Here is a 20,967-nt window from a genome sequence, read left to right as displayed (position 1 = left end):
TATCAAGCTTAACTAAGCAAGGCTTGCCACCATCACCGCTTTTATGGTGTGCATTCTGTTTTCTGCTTGTTCGAATGCCACATTTGCCGGTGATTCGAATACGTCTTCGGTTACTTCAATACCGTTTGCTAATTGCGGATATTGTGCGGCGATTTCTTTGCCGACTTTGGTTTCGCTATTGTGGAAAGCCGGTAGGCAATGCATAAATTTTACTTTCGGATTACGGGTGCGTTTCATTAACTCAGGCGTCACTTGATAAGGCATTAACATATCGATTCGTTCACCCCAAGCTTCAAGCGGTTCGCCCATAGAAACCCACACGTCGGTATGCACGAAATCTACGCCGTTTACCGCTTTGTCGATATCTTCCGTCACGGTAATGCGCGCACCCGATTGTTTGGCAAATTCTTGGCACATTGCAACGAGAGCATCTTCCGGCAACAAGGCTTTCGGTGCGCAGATTCGCACATCCATTCCTAATTTTGCGCCGATTAATAACAAGGAGTTGCCCATATTGTTACGTGCATCGCCGATATACACATAGCTGATTTGGCTTAACGGTTTTTCGCAGTTTTCCATCATGGTCAACACGTCGGCGAGCATTTGAGTCGGGTGAAATTCGTCGGTCAAGCCGTTAAATACCGGCACCCCGGCATATTGCGCCAATTCGTTTACGACGGACTGTTTGAAACCGCGATATTCAATGGCGTCGTACATTCTGCCTAATACGCGTGCGGTGTCTTTCATTGATTCTTTGTGACCGATTTGGGAGGAAACGGGATCAATATAAGTCACATGTGCGCCTTGATCGTAAGCGGCGACTTCAAAGGCACATCGGGTGCGGGTGGAGGTTTTCTCAAAGATAAGGGCAATATTTTTACCGGTTAAGCGAGGTTGTTCCGTACCGGCATATTTTGCTCGTTTTAAATCGCGTGCTAAATCTAATAAAAATCGAATTTCACGTTCGCTGTGATTGACTAAACTCAATAAATGTCTGTTTTTAAGATTAAATGCCATAGCGACTCCTTATTTACCTTGAAAAAATGCGGTCATTCTAACAAAGCAATCGATTGCATTCAATGCGGTTCGGTGAGGAGCTATGGCGTAAATGAAGTAAAAATACGGTTAATAAAAATTGCTTTATCGCTTACTTTATTTATGTCAAACACTTATTTTACATGCCATTCATCATTGAATTCCGGATTGGTCGCAAAATCGGCGCTGTCACTCGAGATCGCTTTTTCTTCCGCTGCCCATTCTCCGAGATCGATTAATTGACAACGTTTGCTGCAAAAAGGGCGAAAGGGACTGTCTGATGTCCAGGGAACGTTTTTTTGACAAATGGGGCAAGGCACTTCAATGATTTCGTCCGACACGTTTTAACTCCGCTTGTTGTAAATAAAAGCGGTGCAATTCTAGCACTTTTTGCTTTAACTGAAGTAAATTTTCGACAAGATTGGCGTCGTTGTTAATTACCTCGGTCGCCCATTTCAACCGCGCTTCGCGACTTACTTGCGCATCCATAATGCGTTGAATTTGCTTAATATTATTATGATCGCGCCGAGCGGCGCGGGCGAGTTGGGTGGCAGGCGCAACATCGACCACAAGCACGCGATCGCAAAGTGTTGTGAGATTATTTTCGATAAGAAGTGGTGCAACAAAAAGTGTATAAGGCGCTGTTTGTGCGGCAAGTTGCGTCGTGATTTCTTGGCGAATAATCGGGTGTAATAAATCGTTGAGCCAATTTTTTTCTTTCTCGTTAGTAAAAATCAGTTCACGTAATGCCGCACGATTGAGTTCGCCGTTATCCAATAAAATATGCTTGCCGAAATGTTCGATAATTTTTGCAAGCGAAGGAGAACCTTTTTTTACCACCTCATGCGCAATAATATCGGCATCAACCGAAGGGACGCCTAATTCGGCGAATAATTCTGTAATCGTGCTTTTACCACTGCCGATTCCTCCGGTGAGGCCGATAATATAAGTCATAGAAAGTCCTTGCGACTAAGCTAGGTTTAGCTAAGTTAGATTAAAAATAAACGTCGATCATAAAATCGTAACGACAAATAATCGACGGTTAATACTACAAGATGCGACGTTCGAAAAAAAGGCGGGATAACTGATTTTCACAAGAAGCGATAAACTCATTGATGAAGCTAACTCGGGCTTGCTGCAATAATTTCGTCTGTGAATCGAAGCAGCGAATGATTTTGGTTTTTTGTTAAATTAAATATTTCGCATTAAGCATAATAAACGATAAACACAGAAAAGGCGCAAAGGGTAAAAATTCCTTGGTTTTTCTGAGTGGAAGAGCGAATAGAATTCCTGTTACACAAGCAATCAACAAAAATATCGGAAGTTGTTCTAATGGCAAGTAGCTGCCGATAGCGAGTGCGAGCCAGTAATCTCCGCGACCGAAGGCTTCTTGTTTATAATGCCATTTGGCGAACCAATAAACGGCGTAAAAAAGCAGGAAAAAACCGGCTGCACTTTGTAGACTTTGTTCTAACATCAAATCTGAAAACGATTGCGCTGCGCCGAATAATCCGAGGGCGAGCAATCCTAAACAGGGCGTTGGTGATATGAGTCGATAGCGCCAATCGAGATAAGCGATTGCCCACAGCAAAGCCAATGCGGTGCTAAACCATAAGGCAAATGAGGGGCTAGGCGCGAGTGCGGCAAATGCGCTAAAAATAAATCCGACAACGAAAAAATATTGCAAAACGTGACCGCATTTTTGTGTTTGTAGGTTTGCTAAATGCTTTTGGAAAGGCGGAGGATTGTTAGGGAAGAGTTCGACATAAGCGGCATAAACATCCGTTTGTAATCGTTCGATAAAGCTCGAAATATAAAGATATAATGCGACGCCTAAGGTTCCGCCGAGTAAAAATGTTGCGAAACCAATCATTGCACTACCGATCCCATATTAAAAATCGGTAAATACATACCCATCATAATTATGCCGATTAAACCGCCGATGATCACCATCATCAAAGGTTCAAGTATTTGAGAAAGCAGATCAATTTGGTGATTGAGTTTTTCTTGATAATTTTCTGCAATATGTTGCAACATCAACGCAAGTTTGCCGCTCTTTTCACCGATTTGCAGCATTTGTTGCGCTTCCATCGGGAACAGACGGCTACTGATGCTATCAGAAAACGCATAGCCTTGTGAAACCCATTGCAAAATTGATTTGACCTCGCCGTCTAGCACCGCATCGGAGGTAAGCGGAGACTTAATTTGCCAACTTTGGGCGCGCGGTAGAAAACTATTGAGCGCTTGATTTAACGGTACTCCGGCCTGCAGCATAATGTGTAAATTTTGGCTGAAATTAACTAAGCGGGAAAGCTGTTGAATTTTACCGAAAATCGGCATAAGGGCGATAATACGCGCTTTTTGTTGTTTAAAATGTGGTGATTGCTTAAATTTTAAGTGGTAGAAAAGTCCGAGAAAAAGGCTTAGTAACAAAAGAATATATAATTCTTCTCTTAAAAAATTTGACATCGTGAGTAAAACTCGGGTTAAAGTCGGTAGTTCACTATTGTTGCTTTGGTACATTTCGGCAAATTGCGGCACAATAAAAAGCAACAGCATCAACGTGAGTGACAGAGAAATGCCAAGTACCATTGATGGATAGAGCATAATTTTTTGCAACTTGCGTTGTAACGCCAAAGAGTGATTACGATGTGACGCTATTTTCCCGCATACTAATGCCAATTTGCCGGTCATTTCGCCCACCTGAATTAGTTGAATTTCTTGTCGAGTGAGGTATTTCCCTTGCCGTTCAATACTTTGTGAAAAGGATAAACCGGATTCAATGCTCTGTAAAAGTTGCTCGACCCATTCGTTTAATGCGAGTTGGGTGCAATTTTGCTGTAATATTTGCAGGCTATTTTTAAGCGAAATGGCAGATTGTAATAATATGGCAAGTTGGTTTAATAATGCGCTGATTTCCGCATTTTTTGGCTTGTTGTTAAATTGCCAATTTTGTTGCAGTTTGATGTTTGTCAACCCGCGATTCATTAGTTGAAATTCTGCCGCACGGATGGAATCGGCAATAATAGAACCTTTTTGCAGTTGTTCTAAGGTGTTCCGTGCGCGATAGTAAAAAAGTTTTTTTGCCATATCGGTTTCCTTAATTAGGCCGAGCCTAAAACGCGATGGATTTCCGCTTCGTCCGTTACGCCTTGTTTTACTTTTTCCAATCCGCTTTGACGAAGATTGTCGAAATCCGTTTGATAACCGTTTTCTTGCCAATGTAAGAATTGGTAAACACCAATGCGTCCGTGATAACCTTGATGACAATCACAAGCCTGGATGAAAGTGACATCTGAAGATTGTCTGCACTTTCGGCAACGCTTGCGTACTAGTCGCTGGGCGATGACGAGTAGTAAGCTGCTTTCGATCTCGTGTTGCTTAATGCCGAGTTGTTGTAAACGAGAAATCGCGGAAATCGCATCATTGGTATGAAGGGTGGAAAGTACTAGATGTCCGGTTTGTGCGGCGCGTAATGCCATGGCGGCGCTTTCTTCATCACGAATTTCGCCAAGCATAATGATATCGGGATCTTGACGCAAAAAAGAACGTAAAAGTCGGCTAAAATCCAGTCCAATTTGCGGATTGATTTGGCTTTGAATAATGCCGTCAAGTTCAATTTCTATCGGATCCTCCGCCGTCATAATGTGTTTATCGGGCGTATTAAGCCATTGAAGTGCGGTGTAAAGTGAAATACTTTTTCCGCTGCCGGTCGGCCCGGTGACTAAAATTAATCCCTGCGGTTGGCTGAGTGCCTGTTGGAACGAAGCTTGTTGGGCTTCCGTCATACCCAATTCGGCAAAGCTGAGTTCGACCGGTTTGTTTTGTTGGGCGCGCAGTACCACTTTTTCCCCCCAATGGGTTGGCAAAGTGGAAAGACGAAAATCAAGAATATCGGAAAACGTGGTTTTAAACTGAAAACGGCCGTCTTGTGGTAGGCGGGTTTCACTGATGTCGAGTTTAGCGAGTAATTTTAAACGAGAAATTAAACGATTCGCCAGATTTTTACTGATCGGAGTTTGTGGTTGCAATACTCCGTCGATTCGGAACCGCACTTGAAATTGATGTTGTAAGGTTTCCAAATGAATATCGGACGCGTTCTTTTGCAGAGCGGATTCAAAGATACGATTGAGCAATTGAATGACCGGTTCATCATCCAACGAATCGGTCGATTCCTCTTCTTGCGAGGCGTAAAAGTTAACCTGTTCTTCCTCTTGTGAAGCTTGTGGTGCTAGTTGTTGCAAAAGCGCTTTAAGTTGTACGCTGTCGAGCAATACCGGTTCTACCAATTTGCCGCAAATAAAGGCGATGGTTTCGCAAGCGGAGAGATTATTCAGAGAATCGATCGCCAGCCAGATTCGATGCTCTTCTTCTTTTAAGGGGAGGGTAAAATAGCGTAAAAACAGCGCACTTTGTTGTTGGTTTCGAGCCCAAAGTTCAGGCGAAATCTCGAAGATTTCGCCGTTTTGTGCGGTAACCGTTGTTAAATAATAAGTTGTCATTTAGAACAGAATCCGGCCGGGAAGAGAGATTTATCACCGCTACAGCTGGCCGCCCAAGTTATGCCCTTACTTTTGTCACCAGTGGCAGTGAGCGTGTATTGAATGTCTTTCAATGTGCCGTCACCAACCACAGTAATCGCACCGGCGTTAGTACTGATACTTTTTATATAACCTTTTGCAGTAGTGGTATTGGCCGCCACACCGTTACTCCCGCCGCTACAATTAGTGGTGGCGCCAGTACCGTAAATGCACAGCTCAACATCTGCTTTATAAGGTGCGGAAGCTTGCAACAATTCGGACATCGCCGCTTTTTGGGTGTAATTTTGATAAGAGGGAATGGCAACAGTTGCCAAAATGGCGATAATCGCGATGACAATCATTAATTCAATTAGAGTAAAACCCTTTTTTAATACGTGTGAAGAAATAAATTTCATAGATTTTCCTTTTACTAGTACAAGTTTTGCCAAAGGTGGCGCAACGATTGTGAAAAAGGAAGAAATATCCGTAAAACCGATCGCATTTTTTATGCGATCACGATCGCAAAGATAGAAAAGAAGTATGAAAAAAACGCAGAATATTGAACAAGGTTGGCTAAAGAATTGCCGCCATATTTTCTCTCCTCATTTTGATGCGCGGCCGGATATTAAAGATATTTCGCTGCTTGTGATCCATTACATTAGCCTGCCGCCGGAAGAATTCGGTGGTGGCTATATTGATGATTTTTTTCAAGGAAAGCTTGACCCAACAATTCATCCTTATTTTAAAGAAATTCATCGCATTCGCGTGTCGGCCCATTGTTTAATTGAACGTGACGGACGTATTACGCAGTACGTAAGTTTTAACAAGCGTGCTTGGCATGCCGGGCTTTCCTGTTTTCAAGGACGAGAAAAATGCAATGATTTTGCTATCGGTATTGAGCTGGAAGGTAGCAATGAACAACCTTTTACTGATGCACAATATCAGGCTTTGCAGTGGCTCACTCAATTGATCATGCAAGCCTATCCCAAAATTACGAGCGAGCGTATCGTAGGGCACGCCGATATTTCGCCGGGACGCAAGATCGATCCAGGACAATATTTTGACTGGAAACGTTATTTGAGCGGATTAAATTTTAATGGTTAAAAAATGAACGGTGCATTTGCGGAATTACTCACATCATGAATTTCCTAGAATTATTAATTTAACTATTTGAATTAAAAAGAATTAAAATTTCTTGTAGAGCGCGGCCGTTTGATTCGGCAAAGTTATACAAGGTTATGAATTTTCCCAGCCACAATTTTATCCACAGAAATATTGAATAACTCACAAGCTCGTCGGCTCTTATTGTAAAAATTATGCGATTTAAGCAAACCGAATGTTTTTTAAGCGCTTTTTAAGGTATTTCCGATGAAATAAAGAGCTATTAGCTTTTTGCAAACAAGTTTTGTTATTAAAGCGGATAACACGGAGGGAAGGAAGTCATCGACGCGATCTTCACGATCTTCTACACAATTTCTCGATGTTTTTTGTAACGGTTAACCACAGAATTATCCACAATAAGAATGATGATGGAAGGGTAGTGCGCTTTGGGCGTTGGTTGATAAAAAAGCGGATTTATGAAACAATTCGCGGATTATTTTTGAGTCAAAATTTAAGGTAAAAACGATAGTGATCGATTTTGACGGCTACCGTCCCAATGTGGGCATTGTGATTTGCAATCGCAAAGGACAGGTGCTTTGGGCGAAACGTTGCGGACAGAATTCTTGGCAGTTTCCGCAAGGCGGCATTAATGATAACGAAAGCGCGGAACAAGCGATGTATCGCGAACTTTACGAGGAAGTGGGGTTGCAGCCGAAAGACGTACGTATTTTATACGTATCAAAACATTGGCTGCGTTATAAATTACCGAAACGTTTGTTACGTTATGACAGTAAACCGATATGTATCGGGCAAAAACAACGTTGGTTCTTATTACAGCTCGTCTCCGAAGAAAAAAATATCAATATGCAAGCCACCAAGTCGCCGGAATTTGATGGTTGGCGTTGGGTGAGTTTTTGGTATCCGGTGCGCCAAGTGGTGTCGTTCAAGAAAGACGTGTATCGCCGCGCGATGAAAGAATTCGCAACTTTTTTATTTTTCGGCGAAAAAGAAAAACAAACGGAGCATCAAACGGAATCTGATATTAAACCGGTTTTTCCGCGTAAGCCGCATTATGCTAAATATTCCAAACGCCCGTTGAATAAAAGAGGGTAGATTATGCTAACTTTTATTGCTATTTGTTTGCTGGTAGGTTGTATCGTCGGGTTTCTTGCCGGGCTTTTCGGTATCGGTGGCGGTTTGGTGATTGTGCCGACTTTAGTTTATTTATTGCCGATGATGGGCGTGCCGGAACCTTTGCTTATGAGCACCGCATTGGGCACCTCATTCGCCACTATCGTGATTACCGGTTTTTCTTCCGCTCAACGCCATCATAAACTCGGCAATATTGTGTGGGATGCGGTGAAAATTCTCGCTCCCGTCATTATGGTTACAGTATTTATCTGTGGTTTGTTTATTGGCAAACTTGATCGCGCCGTTGCAGCTAAATTATTTGCTTGTTTAGTGGTTTATTTAGCGATAAAAATGCTGTTTTCCATTAAAGCTAAAGCTACGCAATCGTCCAAAACACTCACCACCACCTCGTCAATTGTAGGCGGTATTTTAATCGGCATGGCGTCAAGCGCGGCCGGTATCGGCGGCGGTGGTTTTATCGTGCCGTTTTTAAATTCACGCGGTATTGATATGAAAAAAGCTATCGGATCTTCTGCCTTTTGCGGCATGTTACTTGGATTATCGGGGATGTTGAGTTTTGCTGTGAGTGGTTGGGGCAATACTACTATGCCAGAGTATTCCTTGGGGTACATTTATTTGCCGGCCGTGTTAGGTATTACGGCCACGTCATTTTTTACCTCTAAACTTGGCGCAACCGCGACTTCAAAACTACCGGTATCGATTTTGAAAAAAGGCTTTGCATTATTACTTGTCGTCATCGCCGTCGATATGTTTCTGAAATAAGGAAAATTATGAATCAATATTTAGTGCTTCCGCACTTTGATCCGACCATTTTTACTATTGGCGATAGCAATATTGGCTTGCGTTGGTACGGTTTAATGTATTTACTCGGGTTTATTTTCGCCCGTTGGTTGGCGGTGCGTCGTGCCGCTCGTCCGACTAGTGGTTGGACCGTAGAGCAAGTAGATAGCTTGTTATTTAACGGTTTTATGGGCGTGTTTATCGGCGGACGCGTTGGTGACGTATTCTTTTACAATATCGATCATTTCTTGCAAGAACCGAGCTATCTCTTCCGTGTTTGGGAAGGCGGAATGTCTTTCCACGGCGGTCTTATCGGGGTGATCATCGCGATGATTTGGACTTCTCATGCGCAAAAACGTAATTTTTGGCAAACTGCTGATTTTGTTGCGCCGCTGATTCCGTTCGGTTTAGGTTTGGGACGAATCGGTAACTTCATTAATCTCGAACTTTGGGGACGCCAAACCGACGTACCTTGGGCGATGATTTTTCCTACAGATCCGCAATTACTGCCGCGTCACCCATCACAACTTTATGAAGCTTTTTTAGAAGGTCTGGTGTTATTTGCCATCTTGAATTTATTTATTAGAAAATCCCGTCCGACAGGTTCGGTTGCCGGTTTATTCTTAATCGGTTACGGAATATTTCGTTTTATCGTGGAATACGTGCGCGAGCCGGAAACGGAATCCTTCCTCGGCATTATGACGCGCGGCCAAGCGCTTTGTTTACCAATGATTATTGGCGGCGTTTTAATTATGGCATGGGCTTATATGCGTACTGATTCAAGCAACAGTGCGCCCGCCAAATCCTAAGGAATTCTTATGCAACAATATCTTGAGCTTTGCCAGCGGATTATTGACGAAGGTCAATGGATCGCCAACGAGCGCACCGGTAAGCGGTGTTTAACGGTTATTAATGCGGATCTCGAATACGATGTGGCTAACAACCGATTTCCGTTGATTACCACCCGCAAAAGCTACTGGAAAGCGGCGATTGCGGAATTTTTAGGTTATATCCGTGGTTACGATAATGCCGCCGATTTTCGTAAACTCGGCACTAAAACTTGGGACGCAAACGCCAATGAAAATGCCTCATGGTTGGCCAATCCACACCGCAAAGGTATCGACGACATGGGACGCGTGTACGGCGTGCAGGGGCGCGCATGGCGCAAACCGAATGGCGAAACAGTCGATCAACTGGGCAAAATTGTTAATAACCTGGCCAAAGGTATTGATGATCGCGGCGAAATTTTGACCTTCTTTAATCCGGGCGAATTTGATCTGGGCTGTTTGCGTCCTTGTATGCACACGCATACCTTTTCTTTACTGGGCGACACGCTTTATCTCACCAGCTATCAACGTTCCTGCGATGTGCCGTTGGGCTTGAATTTCAATCAAATTCAAGCGTTCACTTTCTTAGCTTTAATGGCGCAAATTACCGGTACAAAAGCGGGCAAGGTGTATCATAAAATTGTCAATGCGCATATTTATGAAGATCAACTTGAATTGATGCGTGATGTTCAACTCAAACGTGAACCGTTCCCGTTGCCAAAATTAGAAATTAATCCGGACATCAAAACTCTTGAAGACCTCGAAACTTGGGTCACGATGGACGATTTCAAGGTTATCGGTTACCAATCTCACGAGCCGATTAAATATCCTTTCTCTGTTTAAGACGCGAAAGTGCAAGCAAACGCCCAAACAATAGAAGTACAATCAGATTTAGACGAAAAATTCATGCGCCACGCCCTTGCCTTGGCTGACAAAGCGGAAGCGTTGGGTGAAATTCCGGTGGGTGCGGTGCTGGTGGATGAGCTCGGCAATATTCTCGGCGAGGGCTGGAATCTGTCCATTATGGAACATGATCCGACCGCCCACGCGGAGATTGTGGCATTGCGCAATGGCGCGAAAAATCTAGAAAATTATCGTCTGCTCAATTGCACCCTTTATGTTACGCTTGAGCCTTGCACTATGTGCGCCGGCGCAATTTTGCACAGCCGCATTAAACGCTTGGTGTTCGGTGCTGCGGATTATAAAACTGGTGCCGTTGGTTCGCGTTTTCACTTTTTTGACGATTACAAAATGAATCATTGTGTGGAAATTAGCGCGGGCGTTCTGGCCGAAGAATGTGGTCAAAAACTGAGCGCCTTTTTTCAAAAGCGACGCGCCCAAAAGAAAATTGAAAAGCCGCTTGTTTCTGTTTCTAGAAAATAAAAGTGCACTCAAAAAATACGCGTTTTGTCCTTTTCCCTAGTCCTGCGCACCATTCAATGGTAGAATCTCGCGCTTTTACAAATAAAGGAAAGAGCATGTCATTAGTCGAATTTGTCATTAATAAACTGGGCGATTTAAAGGGCTCGGATATCGTGCATTTTGATGTACGCGGCAAATCCTCCGTCACCGAAAATATGGTGATCTGCACCGGAACGTCAAGCCGCCAAGTGTCGGCGATGGCGGATAATTTAATTGCGGAATGCAAAAAAGCAGGCGTGGAAACATTCGGCCAAGAAGGCAAAAATACTGCTGATTGGATCGTGGTGGATTTAGGCCAAACCATGGTTCATATCATGCAACGCGAGACGCGAGAACTTTACCAATTGGAGAAACTTTGGGCATAGAACGGGCTAGACGTTGGATAACGAAAATAGCACCGCATTGAACAAATAAGGGAACGCTTGTGAAGATCTCGTTAATTGCCGTAGGCACCAAAATGCCGGCCTGGGTTACCGCCGGATTTGAAGAATACCAACGTCGTTTCCCGAAAGATATGCCTTTTGAATTAATCGAAATTCCCGCCGGCAAGCGCGGTAAAAATGCTGACATTAAACGCATTTTGGAACAGGAAGGCAAAGCGATGTTAGCTGCATGCGGCAAAGGTAAAGTGGTAACTTTGGATATTCCGGGCAAGCCTTGGACAACAGCGCAACTCGCCGAGCAATTGGAGGCGTGGAAAAATGACGGGCGTGATCTGTGTTTGTTAATCGGCGGGCCGGAAGGTCTTTCGCAGGACTGCAAAGCCGCGGCGGAGCAGAGTTGGTCGCTTTCGCCGCTCACTTTACCGCATCCGCTTGTGCGTGTGGTCGTTGCGGAAAGTTTGTATCGAGCCTGGTCGCTCACAACTCATCATCCTTATCATCGAGAGTAACAGTTCAATCGCTTGTGCTTGCGTTTCATCGTTAAAATCATGGTAAAAAATAAGTCGATTTGAGATGAATTTAAAAAAATTCTTCGCTGCTCCCACGCATGAACCGATTCGCGACAAAAAAGCGGAGCGGAATCTTTTTGCGCGCCGTACATTGGTAGCGTTTATTGGTGTTCTGACGTTGACCGGTGTGCTATTTACCAATATTTATCATTTACAAATCGTTAATTTCGATACCTACCAAACCCGTTCCAACGGTAACCGTATTAAGCTTTTGCCGGTGCCGCCGACACGCGGTTTGATCTATGACCGCTACGGCGTATTGCTGGCGGAAAATTTGACGTTCTTTGGCTTATATATTGTGCCGGAAAAAACAGAAAATTTAGTGCAAACCTTTGAAGAATTGCGTTATATCGTCGGCTTGACCGACGACGATATTGAGAACTTCCAAAAAGAACGCCGCCGCGGTACGCGCTATACTTCAATTATGCTTAAACCGAATTTGACGGAAGAGCAAATCGCGCGTTTTGCAGTAAATCAATATCAATATCCGAGCCTTGATGTTCGCCCTTATTTTAAACGTAATTATTTATACGGCGATGTGATGACACATATTCTCGGTTATGTGGGTAAAATCAACGATAAAGATGTGGAAAAGCTTAAAAAAGACGAGAAATTCACGAATTATGCGGGATCGCATGATATGGGAAAACTCGGTGTCGAGCGTTATTACGAAGATCAACTACACGGTACTACGGGCTTTGAAGAAGTAGAAATTAACAACCGCGGCAAGGTGATTCGTAAGCTGCGCGAACAACCTGCCATCCCCGGTAAAAGTATTCATTTAACTATCGATTTGGCCTTGCAACGTTATATTACAGATTTATTAGCCGGGCAAAAAGGCGCGGTAGTAGTGCTCGATCCAAAAGACAGTAGCGTACTGGCGATGGTTTCCACACCGAGTTATGACAATAATCTATTCGTGGACGGTATTTCCGGTGCGGATTATAAACGTTTATTAGAAGATCCTTCGCGACCGCTTTACAGCCGCGCCACGCAAGGAGTTTATCCGCCAGCATCAACGGTGAAACCGTTTATTGCGGTGGCAGCGCAAACGGAAGGAGTAATTAATCAAAGCACGACGATTTTCGATCCGGGTTATTGGATGTTGCCGAACACGACAAAACGTTTTCGCGATTGGAAAAAAGCGGGGCATGGCTATACCGATTTAAATAAAGCAATCACCGAATCTTCGGATACTTATTTTTATCAGGTCGCTTACAACTTAGGAATTGACCGCTTATCCGGTTGGATGAAGCGCTTTGGTTTTGGGATGCCAACGGGAATTGAAATTAGCGAAGAAGCGACGGCTAATATGCCTTCCAAAGAATGGAAACAAAAACGCTATAAACGCCAATGGGTGCAAGGCGATACCATTTCCGTCGGTATCGGGCAAGGGTATTGGACAGCAACGCCGTTGCAAGTAGCAAAAGCCACCGCAATTTTGGTAAATAATGGTAAAGTGAATACCCCGCATTTGATGAAGTCGGTAGAAGGGGCGAAAGTGGAACCCTATCAGGATCCGCGACTTTATGACGATATTAGTGAACCGAAACAGGTGTATTGGGATGCAGCAAAACGCGGTATGTTTAACGTGGTGAATTCCGCGGCAGGTACGGGACGTAAAGCGTTTGTCGGCGCCAATTATCATGTGGCGGGGAAATCCGGTACGGCACAGGTGTTCAGTTTGAAGGAAAACCAAAAATATAATGCCGCCGGCTTAAAAAAAGAACTGCACGACCATGCGTGGTTTACCGCTTATGCGCCTTATGAGAATCCTCAAATAATAGTGTCTATTATTTTAGAAAATGCAGGTGGCGGCTCCAGTAATGCAGCACCGGTGGTGCGTCAAATTATGGATTACTATTTAAATAAACGCTTGCCGGAAATCGAACATAAAGAACGCAACGAAAGTGTTTCTGAAACAAACGTGCCGAGCAGCGCTAACGATGTCGTTTCCGAGCCGGCAGAAAACGAACGAACAGAATAATGGAAGAAAAAACACCGCTTTGGCTTCGTTTATGGAAGCCACTACATTTAGATTTGGGCTTATTGTTGGGGTTAATCGCTATCACCGGGTACGGCATGCTGGTGCTATATAGCGCATCGGGAGCAAATGAAGTGATGTTCCGAAATCGTATTATCCAGGTTGTTTTGGGGTTTACCGTACTGTTAGTGATGGCTCAATTACCACCGAAATTTTATCAGCGTATCGCACCCTATCTTTATTTAATCGGTTTTATATTATTGATTTTGGTAGACGCGATCGGTACTACCAGTAAAGGTGCGCAACGCTGGCTTGATCTGGGGATTATTCGCTTTCAACCTTCCGAAATCGTAAAACTCGCGGTGCCGTTAATGGTGGCGGTATATTTAGGTAATCGTCCGTTGCCACCGAAGTTAAGTGAAACTTTTATCGCGATTGCAATGATTTTGCTGCCGACTTTATTGGTCGCGATTCAACCCGATTTGGGCACGGCGATTTTGGTGACTGCATCCGGTTTATTTGTGGTCTTTTTGGCAGGGATGAGTTGGTGGCTGATTTTTGCCGCGCTGGTAGGATTAGCAGGATTCATTCCGATTATGTGGCTTTATTTGATGCATGATTATCAACGAACACGAGTGCTTACTTTGCTTGATCCGGAAAAAGATCCCCTTGGTGCAGGCTATCATATTTTGCAATCTAAAATTGCTATAGGTTCCGGCGGTATTTGGGGGAAGGGCTGGATGCAAGGAACCCAATCACAGCTCGAATTTTTACCGGAACCGCATACGGATTTTATTTTTGCGGTAATGAGCGAAGAGCATGGTATGGTTGGCTTCGGCATTTTGATTGCGATTTATTTATTTATTATTATTCGTGGATTGATGATCGCCGTAAATGCACAAACTTCTTTCGGACGCATTCTTGCGGGCGCGACCACTTTAATTTTCTTCGTGTATTTATTCGTAAATATTGGTATGGTAAGTGGCATTTTGCCGGTAGTTGGCGTACCGTTGCCGTTATTTAGCTATGGTGGGACGTCATATGTGGCAATTATGGCGAGTTTTGGTTTAGTAATGTCAATTCACACTCATCGTACTAAATTTATGAATAGGAACTAATCGGCGTTTTAAGTTTCTTACGTACGATTTTATATATTTATTGGACAACTTACTTTATGGTATTAAAAACGCTTGCAAAATTCACTGTATCCTTTATTTTCATCGTCCTGACCGTTTTGCCGGTACAGGCCAAAAATGATCCGCATAAACAGTACGGCATTAAAGGCGCGAACTTAACCCACACAACGCCGGTAAGCTCTCCTACAAGTTATACGGTAAACGGCAAGACTTACACTACGCACAGTCATAGCACATCGAAAAATTATTCAAAAACCGGAACGGCCAGCTATTATCATCGTAAGTTTCACGGTCGTCGAACATCCAGTGGTGAACCCTATAGTTCCCATCTTTACACCGCCGCTCATAAAACGTTACCGCTCAATTCTTATGCATTGGTGACCAATTTGCATAATAACCGTAAAACTATCGTGCGTATTAACGATCGCGGCCCTTTCGGTCATGGACGCATTATTGATCTTTCTTATGCAGCGGCGCAGGAAATCGGATTAGTGGCGCGCGGTACCGGGCAAGTAAAAATCGAAGCTTTACATATCGCGCCGAACGGCAATATTTCAGGCGCCGCTACGCAAACCTTAGCCAAGCATGCCAAAACTCAAGCCGCCTCCGATCGCCTTGTAAACGTTGAAAAAAAAACAAACGAGTCGGACAAAGCAAAAGATTTGTACAAGCTAAAAATGTTAAACCTACCAAGCCAAAAACTCGCTAACGATGTGATTACGCGTTTAGCGTTGGAGAACGTGAACACGGAAGTGAGCCGACATAACGGCAAATATGAAATTCACTTCGGTCCAGTAGAAAATAAACAAACGATCACGCAATTAAAACTGCAATTACAAAAAATGGCTAATGGAAATCCATTAATCGTTTATGCCTATAAAAACTAAGAAGTAACTAAAGGATACGCTATGTTTAAGCAATCTGCCCAATTCAAAAAATTCGCCCTTATTTCCGGTTTAATTGCTGCCTCCGTTCTGGCTTCCGCGGAAGATGCGCAATACGGTATTGCGCCACCGGAAGTGAATGCACAAAGCTATATTCTGATGGATTATCATTCTGGTGCGGTGCTCACAGCGGTGAACGCCGATCAACGGCAATATCCGGCATCGTTAACCAAAATGATGACCAGTTATGTGGTGGGGCAAGCGATTAAACAAGGTAAAATTCATAATTCCGATATGGTGACTATCGGCGAAAGCGCGTGGGGACGTAATTTCCCGGATTCTTCCAAAATGTTCTTAAATTTAAATCAACAGGTTTCGGTGGAAGATTTAAATAAGGGCGTGATTATCGTATCGGGTAATGATGCCAGTGTGGCGCTTGCAGAACACGTTTCCGGCACCGCATTGAACTTCGTTGACACGATGAACCGCTACGTACAGCAGTTTGGTTTGCAAAATACCCATTTCACCACGCCGCATGGCTTAGACGATCCTAACCAATATTCTTCCGCGCGTGATATGGCAATTATCGGTGCGCATATTATTCGCGATTTACCGGAAGAATATAAAATCTACGCGGAAAAAGATTTTACCTTTAACAAAATCAAACAACCGAACCGCAACGGTTTATTGTGGGATAAAACGATGAATGTGGACGGTATGAAAACCGGTCACACCAGCCAAGCGGGTTATAATTTGGTAGCATCAGCAACTAATCCGGGCAATATGCGTTTAATTTCTGTCGTGATGGGCGTGCCGACTTACAAAGGCCGCGAAGTGGAAAGTAAAAAGCTTTTACAATGGGGCTTTAGCAATTTTGAAACGTTGAAAGCTCTTGAAGCAAATAAAGCAGTTTCTGAGCAAACCGTTTATTACGGTGATGAAGGGCGCGTGAAATTGGGCGTTTTACAAGATAGTTTTATTACCGTGCCTAAGGGCAAACAAACGCAATTAAAAGCACGTTACGAATTAAATGAAAAATATTTAGAAGCCCCGTTAACGAAAGGTCAAGTGGTCGGTAAAGTGATTTATCAACTTGATGACAAAGATGTCGCGACGGTGAATCTTCAAGTGATGCAAGATGTGAAAGAGGGCGGTGTTTTCGGTAATGTATGGGACTGGTTGGTACTAACCGTCAAGAGCTTATTCTAACACCTTGAAAATTGAGCATACTTTCTCCATTTTACAAAGCGACTAATAAAACCGGGCAGATTGACTATCTGCCCTTTGTCTCATTCAAAGCAGAGGAAATTTTATGGCAACCGGACAACAACCAATAGTGCAAGCGACAACCGAACAAGATTACAAAAAACTGAAAGAATTAATGGAATTTCCCAGCGAAATGACATTTAAAGTTGCCGGCGTAAACCGCGAAAATTTGGCACAAGATTTAATCGCTGTCGTACAAAAATATTTACCCGGTGATTATATTCCAAAAGAAAAACGCAGCAGCAAAGGTACTTACAATTCCGTTTCTATCGATGTGGTGGCGCAAAATTTCGAACAGGTGGAAACCCTTTACAAAGAACTCGCCAAAGTCGAAGGCGTGAAGATGGTTATTTAATATGCAAAAACTTCCGCTTATTGTGCGCCAACTCGGATTGCAAGATTATCAAGAAATTTGGCATAAAATGCAGGATTTTACCGATAATCGTAATGCCGAAACCATCGATGAAGTGTGGTTAGTGGAACATTATCCGGTATTCACCCAAGGGCAAGCCGGTAAGCCTGAACATCTATTGCAAAGCGGTGCTATTCCGCTAGTACAATCCGATCGCGGTGGGCAAATTACTTATCACGGCCCCGGTCAGCAAGTGATGTATGTATTGATTGATATTCGTCGCCATCAAAATTTAAACGTGCGCCGATTGGTCACCGCATTGGAGCAAAGCGTGGTACGGACGCTGGCCGATTATGCTATTGAGGGCTATTTGAAGGTTGATGCGCCGGGCGTGTATATCGACGGCAAAAAGATTTGTTCGCTCGGTTTACGGATTCGCAAGGGATGCTCTTTCCACGGGCTTGCATTCAATATCAATATGGATCTCCAGCCATTTCATTATATCAATCCGTGCGGTTACGCCGGTTTGGAAATGTGCCAGTTGGCGGATTTTATTGGTCGAGACGAGGCGGTGTTGGACAAGGTCTCACCGAAATTAGTTAATCACCTTGCCGAGCTTTTAGGCTATAATCTCACAAAATTTTAACATTTAACCATCAAAAATGCCTGTTTCAGGCATTTTTCTTTAGGAAAGAGCCATGTCAACGCCATTTAAAATGGAACGCGGTGTGAAATATCGTGATGCCGCCAAAACTTCCATCATTCCGGTCAAAAACATCGATCCGAACCAAGAATTATTGAAAAAACCGGAATGGATGAAAATTAAACTACCGGCCAGTTCGCTCAAAATTGAAAGCATTAAAAACGGTATGCGTCGCCACGGTTTGCATTCCGTATGCGAAGAAGCCTCTTGCCCGAATTTACATGAATGTTTTAATCACGGTACCGCAACCTTTATGATTTTGGGAGCCATTTGCACCCGTCGTTGTCCGTTTTGCGATGTCGCACACGGCAAGCCGTTACCGCCGGATCCGGAGGAACCGCGCAAACTTGCCGAAACCATTCAAGATATGCAATTAAAATATGTGGTGATTACTTCCGTTGACCGCGATGATTTGCCCGATCGCGGTGCCGGCCATTTTGCCGAGTGCGTGAAAGAAGTGCGTGCGTTAAATCCGGGGATCAAAATCGAAATTTTAGTGCCGGATTTTCGCGGTCGTATTTCTCAAGCATTGGAAAAACTCAAGGATAATCCGCCGGATGTATTTAATCACAATTTAGAAAATGTTCCGCGTCTGTATAAAGAAATCCGCCCGGGCGCGGATTATGAATGGTCGTTAAAACTGTTACGCGAATTTAAACAAATGTTCCCTCACATTCCGACTAAATCCGGCTTAATGGTAGGCTTGGGGGAAACCAACGAAGAAATTTTGCAAGTGATGAAAGACTTGCGCGCCAATGGCGTCACTATGTTGACTTTGGGACAATATTTGCAACCGAGTCGTCATCACTTACCGGTCGCGCGTTATGTGCCGCCGACAGAATTTGATGAATTTCGCGAAAAAGCGAATGAAATGGGCTTTGAACACGCCGCTTGCGGACCTTTCGTGCGTTCTTCTTACCATGCGGATTTGCAAGCCAGCGGTGGCTTGGTTAAATAAATCCTTGAACGGCTAAAAAAGAATGACCGCCCCTTAAATCTAAGGGCGGTCATTTTTTTACCGCTTTGTCAGGCGAAGGATAACTTCGCTTTTTTCTTATGAATTAAATCGCCCAACCGCCGGCATAAAACGCGACTAATGCGATGCTAATTAAAACAGTGCCGAGGTTTAAACGTTTGATATCGCCGCTTACAATGCGCCCGATCACTAAGGCGGCAAAGCCGAGCATAATACCGGTTACGATGTTTGCAGTAAGCACAATAAATACCGCGCAAATCAAGCCGCTCATGGCGCCGACAAAATCATCGAAGTCTAATTTGCTAACATTGCTTAACATTAATAACCCTACATACATTAACGCCGGAGCGGTCGCGTAGCCTGGCACTAAGAAAGCTAGTGGCTGGAAGAATAACATTAATAAGAACAACACGCCGACCACAATCGCCGTAATACCGGTTTTGCCGCCCGATGCGGTGCCCGCAGCGGACTCGATATATACCGCCGCCGGTGCGGTGCCGAATAAGCCGGAGAATAAGCTACTCACGGAATCAGAAGTCAGAGCTTTACCGCCGTTGATGATTTGCCCGTCTTTATCAAGCAAGTTCGCTTGGCCGGCTACCGCGCGAATGGTGCCGGTCGCATCAAATACGGCGGTCATCACAAGCGCGAACACCACGGGCAAAATGGCCGGTTGCAACGCGCCTTGTAGATCAAGTTGCAAAAATAAGGAATTTTCGCCGAAAGTCGGTGTTTTAAACACTTCGCCGCTAAATTTTACGTTCGGATCGAAAATTATTCCCACGATTGTAATGGCGATGATGACCCATAAAATTCCGCCTTTCACTTGCATTTTTTCAAGACCGACAATGAACGCCAAGCCGATTAACGACATCATCACCGGAAATGAGGTGAAATCGCCGAGCTTCACCGGCAAACCGGCTTGGTTACTCACGACTAAACTTACGCCGTTGGCCGCAATTAACAATAAAAATAATCCGATACCGATACCCGCGCCTTGCGCGATGCTGGACGGCAAATTACGCAAAATCCAAGCTCGAATGCCTGTAGCCGAAATTAAGGTGAACACAACCCCCATCAAGAACACCGCACCGAGCGCCACCGGAATGGATACGCCCTGTCCGATAACTAAACTAAAAGCGGTGAATGCGGTTAAAGAAATCGCGCAACCGATGGCCATCGGCGCATTTGCCCATAAACCGATTAAAATCGAGCCCAAACCGGCCACTAAACAGGTGGCGATAAACACCGATTCCGCCGGAAAACCGGCGGTACTCAACATATTCGGTACAACAATGACGGAATACACCATGGCCAAAAAGGTGGTTAACCCTGCGATAATTTCCTGCCGCACCGTTGAACCGCGTTTTTGCAATTCAAAGGTTTTTTCTAAACTAATCATAAATAACGCCTCTAAAAGTAAGTCAATCAAGATCGAAAGACGCGCTATTTTACAGTAACAATATCAGATGTAAACGTTTGCTTAAGCTTATGAAAACGCGCCAAGGATTTAGATTTTATCGCCGAAATTTCTTAGCTCGGGCTTATCTTATTTTTGCGCTTGAGTTTTACGATTTCATTCCGACCTGTTTTAAGCTGTGTTAAAAAACCATTCGTTGGCGTGTCAAAACAGCACCGCATTGAACTACCGAAACAGCACCGCATTGAGTTACCGAAATAGCACCGCATTGAGCTACCGAAACAGCACCGCATTGGAGTTCGCCAATAGCTGGTTTGGAAACGCATTAGGCCATTAAACGGCCGAAAAAAGGTTAATACTTAAAAGTACGAGGACGTATTTAACTCAACGACTAAGAATGGAACTTGGCTGACTGCACGGGCTTTTTCGGCGTAATCGATGAAGAAGGCTTCGCGTT

At 44.0% G+C, this 20,967-nt stretch carries 23 protein-coding genes and 1 pseudogene; 16 read left to right on the top strand and 8 right to left on the bottom strand.

Annotation, left to right across the window (positions count from 1 at the left end; genetic code table 11):
- Nucleotides 1-12: 12 nt before the first annotated feature.
- The 7 genes from ACO59Y_RS04385 to ACO59Y_RS04355 form a co-directional block, all read right to left on the bottom strand.
- On the bottom strand, nucleotides 13-1,017 hold the full coding sequence (locus ACO59Y_RS04385) for an ornithine carbamoyltransferase (RefSeq protein WP_486130980.1): 1,005 nt from the start codon (nucleotides 1,015-1,017) through the stop codon (nucleotides 13-15).
- 152 nt (nucleotides 1,018-1,169) lie between these two features.
- Entirely contained in the window at nucleotides 1,170-1,376 is a 207-nt protein-coding gene (yacG, locus tag ACO59Y_RS04380) for a DNA gyrase inhibitor YacG (protein WP_486130978.1), read from the bottom strand.
- The gene (gene coaE / locus ACO59Y_RS04375) at nucleotides 1,357-1,989 is read right to left on the bottom strand and encodes a dephospho-CoA kinase (RefSeq protein WP_486130976.1); all 633 of its coding nucleotides are present in this window, start codon (nucleotides 1,987-1,989) and stop codon (nucleotides 1,357-1,359) included. Before coaE ends, yacG begins: the two co-directional genes overlap by 20 nt.
- Before the next feature lie 232 nt (nucleotides 1,990-2,221).
- Nucleotides 2,222-2,908, bottom strand: coding sequence for a prepilin peptidase (locus ACO59Y_RS04370; RefSeq protein ID WP_486130974.1), 687 nt, complete (start codon nucleotides 2,906-2,908; stop codon nucleotides 2,222-2,224).
- Complete coding sequence (locus ACO59Y_RS04365; protein ID WP_486130972.1) at nucleotides 2,905-4,125, bottom strand: type II secretion system F family protein; 1,221 nt, start codon at nucleotides 4,123-4,125, stop codon at nucleotides 2,905-2,907. Before ACO59Y_RS04365 ends, ACO59Y_RS04370 begins: the two co-directional genes overlap by 4 nt.
- Nucleotides 4,126-4,139: 14 nt before the next feature.
- Nucleotides 4,140-5,537, bottom strand: a complete 1,398-nt coding sequence (locus tag ACO59Y_RS04360) for a GspE/PulE family protein (RefSeq protein ID WP_486130970.1) — start codon at nucleotides 5,535-5,537, stop codon at nucleotides 4,140-4,142.
- Nucleotides 5,534-5,971, bottom strand: coding sequence for a prepilin-type N-terminal cleavage/methylation domain-containing protein (locus ACO59Y_RS04355; RefSeq protein ID WP_486130968.1), 438 nt, complete (start codon nucleotides 5,969-5,971; stop codon nucleotides 5,534-5,536). Before ACO59Y_RS04355 ends, ACO59Y_RS04360 begins: the two co-directional genes overlap by 4 nt.
- A 124-nt stretch (nucleotides 5,972-6,095) precedes the next feature.
- Between ACO59Y_RS04355 and ampD the strand changes: the two genes are divergently transcribed.
- From ampD to lipA, 15 genes and pseudogenes are all read left to right on the top strand, one after another.
- Entirely contained in the window at nucleotides 6,096-6,659 is a 564-nt protein-coding gene (gene ampD / locus ACO59Y_RS04350) for a 1,6-anhydro-N-acetylmuramyl-L-alanine amidase AmpD (RefSeq protein ID WP_486130966.1), read from the top strand.
- 525 nt (nucleotides 6,660-7,184) lie between these two features.
- Nucleotides 7,185-7,653, top strand: a pseudogene (rppH, locus tag ACO59Y_RS04345) (RNA pyrophosphohydrolase); the annotation flags it as partial.
- A gap of 119 nt (nucleotides 7,654-7,772) precedes the next feature.
- Nucleotides 7,773-8,570 (top strand): sulfite exporter TauE/SafE family protein, encoded by a 798-nt coding sequence (locus tag ACO59Y_RS04340; protein WP_486130964.1) that lies wholly within the window; start codon nucleotides 7,773-7,775, stop codon nucleotides 8,568-8,570.
- Between the two features lie 8 nt (nucleotides 8,571-8,578).
- Nucleotides 8,579-9,397: a prolipoprotein diacylglyceryl transferase gene (gene lgt, locus ACO59Y_RS04335; RefSeq protein WP_486130962.1), complete on the top strand. Its 819-nt coding sequence runs from the start codon at nucleotides 8,579-8,581 to the stop codon at nucleotides 9,395-9,397.
- 9 nt (nucleotides 9,398-9,406) lie between these two features.
- Entirely contained in the window at nucleotides 9,407-10,258 is an 852-nt protein-coding gene (locus ACO59Y_RS04330; RefSeq protein ID WP_486130960.1) for a thymidylate synthase, read from the top strand.
- Between the two features lie 9 nt (nucleotides 10,259-10,267).
- Complete coding sequence (tadA, locus tag ACO59Y_RS04325) at nucleotides 10,268-10,798, top strand: tRNA adenosine(34) deaminase TadA (RefSeq protein ID WP_486130958.1); 531 nt, start codon at nucleotides 10,268-10,270, stop codon at nucleotides 10,796-10,798.
- 95 nt (nucleotides 10,799-10,893) lie between these two features.
- On the top strand, nucleotides 10,894-11,202 hold the full coding sequence (gene rsfS, locus ACO59Y_RS04320) for a ribosome silencing factor (protein WP_373603138.1): 309 nt from the start codon (nucleotides 10,894-10,896) through the stop codon (nucleotides 11,200-11,202).
- 59 nt (nucleotides 11,203-11,261) lie between these two features.
- Nucleotides 11,262-11,729, top strand: a complete 468-nt coding sequence (gene rlmH / locus ACO59Y_RS04315) for a 23S rRNA (pseudouridine(1915)-N(3))-methyltransferase RlmH (protein WP_373603137.1) — start codon at nucleotides 11,262-11,264, stop codon at nucleotides 11,727-11,729.
- Nucleotides 11,730-11,793: 64 nt separating this feature from the next.
- Nucleotides 11,794-13,776, top strand: coding sequence for a penicillin-binding protein 2 (mrdA, locus tag ACO59Y_RS04310; protein WP_486130955.1), 1,983 nt, complete (start codon nucleotides 11,794-11,796; stop codon nucleotides 13,774-13,776).
- Complete coding sequence (rodA, locus tag ACO59Y_RS04305; RefSeq protein ID WP_486130953.1) at nucleotides 13,776-14,891, top strand: rod shape-determining protein RodA; 1,116 nt, start codon at nucleotides 13,776-13,778, stop codon at nucleotides 14,889-14,891. Before mrdA ends, rodA begins: the two co-directional genes overlap by 1 nt.
- 56 nt (nucleotides 14,892-14,947) lie before the next feature.
- The gene (locus ACO59Y_RS04300) at nucleotides 14,948-15,796 is read left to right on the top strand and encodes a septal ring lytic transglycosylase RlpA family protein (protein WP_373603134.1); all 849 of its coding nucleotides are present in this window, start codon (nucleotides 14,948-14,950) and stop codon (nucleotides 15,794-15,796) included.
- 21 nt (nucleotides 15,797-15,817) lie between these two features.
- Nucleotides 15,818-17,002, top strand: coding sequence for a serine hydrolase (locus ACO59Y_RS04295; RefSeq protein ID WP_486130951.1), 1,185 nt, complete (start codon nucleotides 15,818-15,820; stop codon nucleotides 17,000-17,002).
- Nucleotides 17,003-17,105: 103 nt separating this feature from the next.
- A complete protein-coding gene (gene ybeD / locus ACO59Y_RS04290; protein ID WP_486130949.1) occupies nucleotides 17,106-17,414 on the top strand; it encodes a DUF493 family protein YbeD in 309 nt (102 codons plus the stop codon).
- 1 nt (nucleotide 17,415) lies between these two features.
- Entirely contained in the window at nucleotides 17,416-18,057 is a 642-nt protein-coding gene (gene lipB / locus ACO59Y_RS04285) for a lipoyl(octanoyl) transferase LipB (protein WP_486130947.1), read from the top strand.
- Nucleotides 18,058-18,109: 52 nt separating this feature from the next.
- Nucleotides 18,110-19,072 (top strand): lipoyl synthase, encoded by a 963-nt coding sequence (gene lipA / locus ACO59Y_RS04280; RefSeq protein WP_373603130.1) that lies wholly within the window; start codon nucleotides 18,110-18,112, stop codon nucleotides 19,070-19,072.
- 103 nt (nucleotides 19,073-19,175) lie between these two features.
- Here the strand turns inward: lipA and ACO59Y_RS04275 are convergent, their stop codons facing one another.
- Nucleotides 19,176-20,492, bottom strand: a complete 1,317-nt coding sequence (locus ACO59Y_RS04275; RefSeq protein ID WP_486130945.1) for an NCS2 family permease — start codon at nucleotides 20,490-20,492, stop codon at nucleotides 19,176-19,178.
- A 196-nt stretch (nucleotides 20,493-20,688) separates the two neighbouring features.
- On the opposite strand from ACO59Y_RS04275, the gene ACO59Y_RS04270 reads away from it, so the two are divergent.
- Complete coding sequence (locus ACO59Y_RS04270; RefSeq protein WP_486130943.1) at nucleotides 20,689-20,847, top strand: hypothetical protein; 159 nt, start codon at nucleotides 20,689-20,691, stop codon at nucleotides 20,845-20,847.
- Nucleotides 20,848-20,967: the final 120 nt, after the last annotated feature.

This window comes from Rodentibacter sp., from assembly GCF_057314195.1.
Note: the sequence above shows the minus strand (reverse complement) of the source record. Positions and strands in the feature narration are given on the sequence as shown.

Excerpts from the sequence above, each read along its gene's own strand:
- ACO59Y_RS04355 (WP_486130968.1), bottom strand. The coding sequence starts at position 5,971 with ATGAAATTTATTTCTTCACACGTATTAAAAAAGGGTTTTACTCTAATT.
- lgt (WP_486130962.1), top strand. The coding sequence starts at position 8,579 with ATGAATCAATATTTAGTGCTTCCGCACTTTGATCCGACCATTTTTACT.
- ampD (WP_486130966.1), top strand. The coding sequence starts at position 6,096 with ATGAAAAAAACGCAGAATATTGAACAAGGTTGGCTAAAGAATTGCCGC.
- ybeD (WP_486130949.1), top strand. The coding sequence starts at position 17,106 with ATGGCAACCGGACAACAACCAATAGTGCAAGCGACAACCGAACAAGAT.
- ACO59Y_RS04300 (WP_373603134.1), top strand. The coding sequence starts at position 14,948 with ATGGTATTAAAAACGCTTGCAAAATTCACTGTATCCTTTATTTTCATC.
- lipA (WP_373603130.1), top strand. The coding sequence starts at position 18,110 with ATGTCAACGCCATTTAAAATGGAACGCGGTGTGAAATATCGTGATGCC.
- ACO59Y_RS04365 (WP_486130972.1), bottom strand. The coding sequence starts at position 4,125 with ATGGCAAAAAAACTTTTTTACTATCGCGCACGGAACACCTTAGAACAA.
- coaE (WP_486130976.1), bottom strand. The coding sequence starts at position 1,989 with ATGACTTATATTATCGGCCTCACCGGAGGAATCGGCAGTGGTAAAAGC.
- ACO59Y_RS04360 (WP_486130970.1), bottom strand. The coding sequence starts at position 5,537 with ATGACAACTTATTATTTAACAACGGTTACCGCACAAAACGGCGAAATC.
- lipB (WP_486130947.1), top strand. The coding sequence starts at position 17,416 with ATGCAAAAACTTCCGCTTATTGTGCGCCAACTCGGATTGCAAGATTAT.
- mrdA (WP_486130955.1), top strand. The coding sequence starts at position 11,794 with ATGAATTTAAAAAAATTCTTCGCTGCTCCCACGCATGAACCGATTCGC.
- rsfS (WP_373603138.1), top strand. The coding sequence starts at position 10,894 with ATGTCATTAGTCGAATTTGTCATTAATAAACTGGGCGATTTAAAGGGC.
- rodA (WP_486130953.1), top strand. The coding sequence starts at position 13,776 with ATGGAAGAAAAAACACCGCTTTGGCTTCGTTTATGGAAGCCACTACAT.
- ACO59Y_RS04275 (WP_486130945.1), bottom strand. The coding sequence starts at position 20,492 with ATGATTAGTTTAGAAAAAACCTTTGAATTGCAAAAACGCGGTTCAACG.
- ACO59Y_RS04340 (WP_486130964.1), top strand. The coding sequence starts at position 7,773 with ATGCTAACTTTTATTGCTATTTGTTTGCTGGTAGGTTGTATCGTCGGG.
- ACO59Y_RS04330 (WP_486130960.1), top strand. The coding sequence starts at position 9,407 with ATGCAACAATATCTTGAGCTTTGCCAGCGGATTATTGACGAAGGTCAA.
- ACO59Y_RS04370 (WP_486130974.1), bottom strand. The coding sequence starts at position 2,908 with ATGATTGGTTTCGCAACATTTTTACTCGGCGGAACCTTAGGCGTCGCA.
- ACO59Y_RS04385 (WP_486130980.1), bottom strand. The coding sequence starts at position 1,017 with ATGGCATTTAATCTTAAAAACAGACATTTATTGAGTTTAGTCAATCAC.
- ACO59Y_RS04295 (WP_486130951.1), top strand. The coding sequence starts at position 15,818 with ATGTTTAAGCAATCTGCCCAATTCAAAAAATTCGCCCTTATTTCCGGT.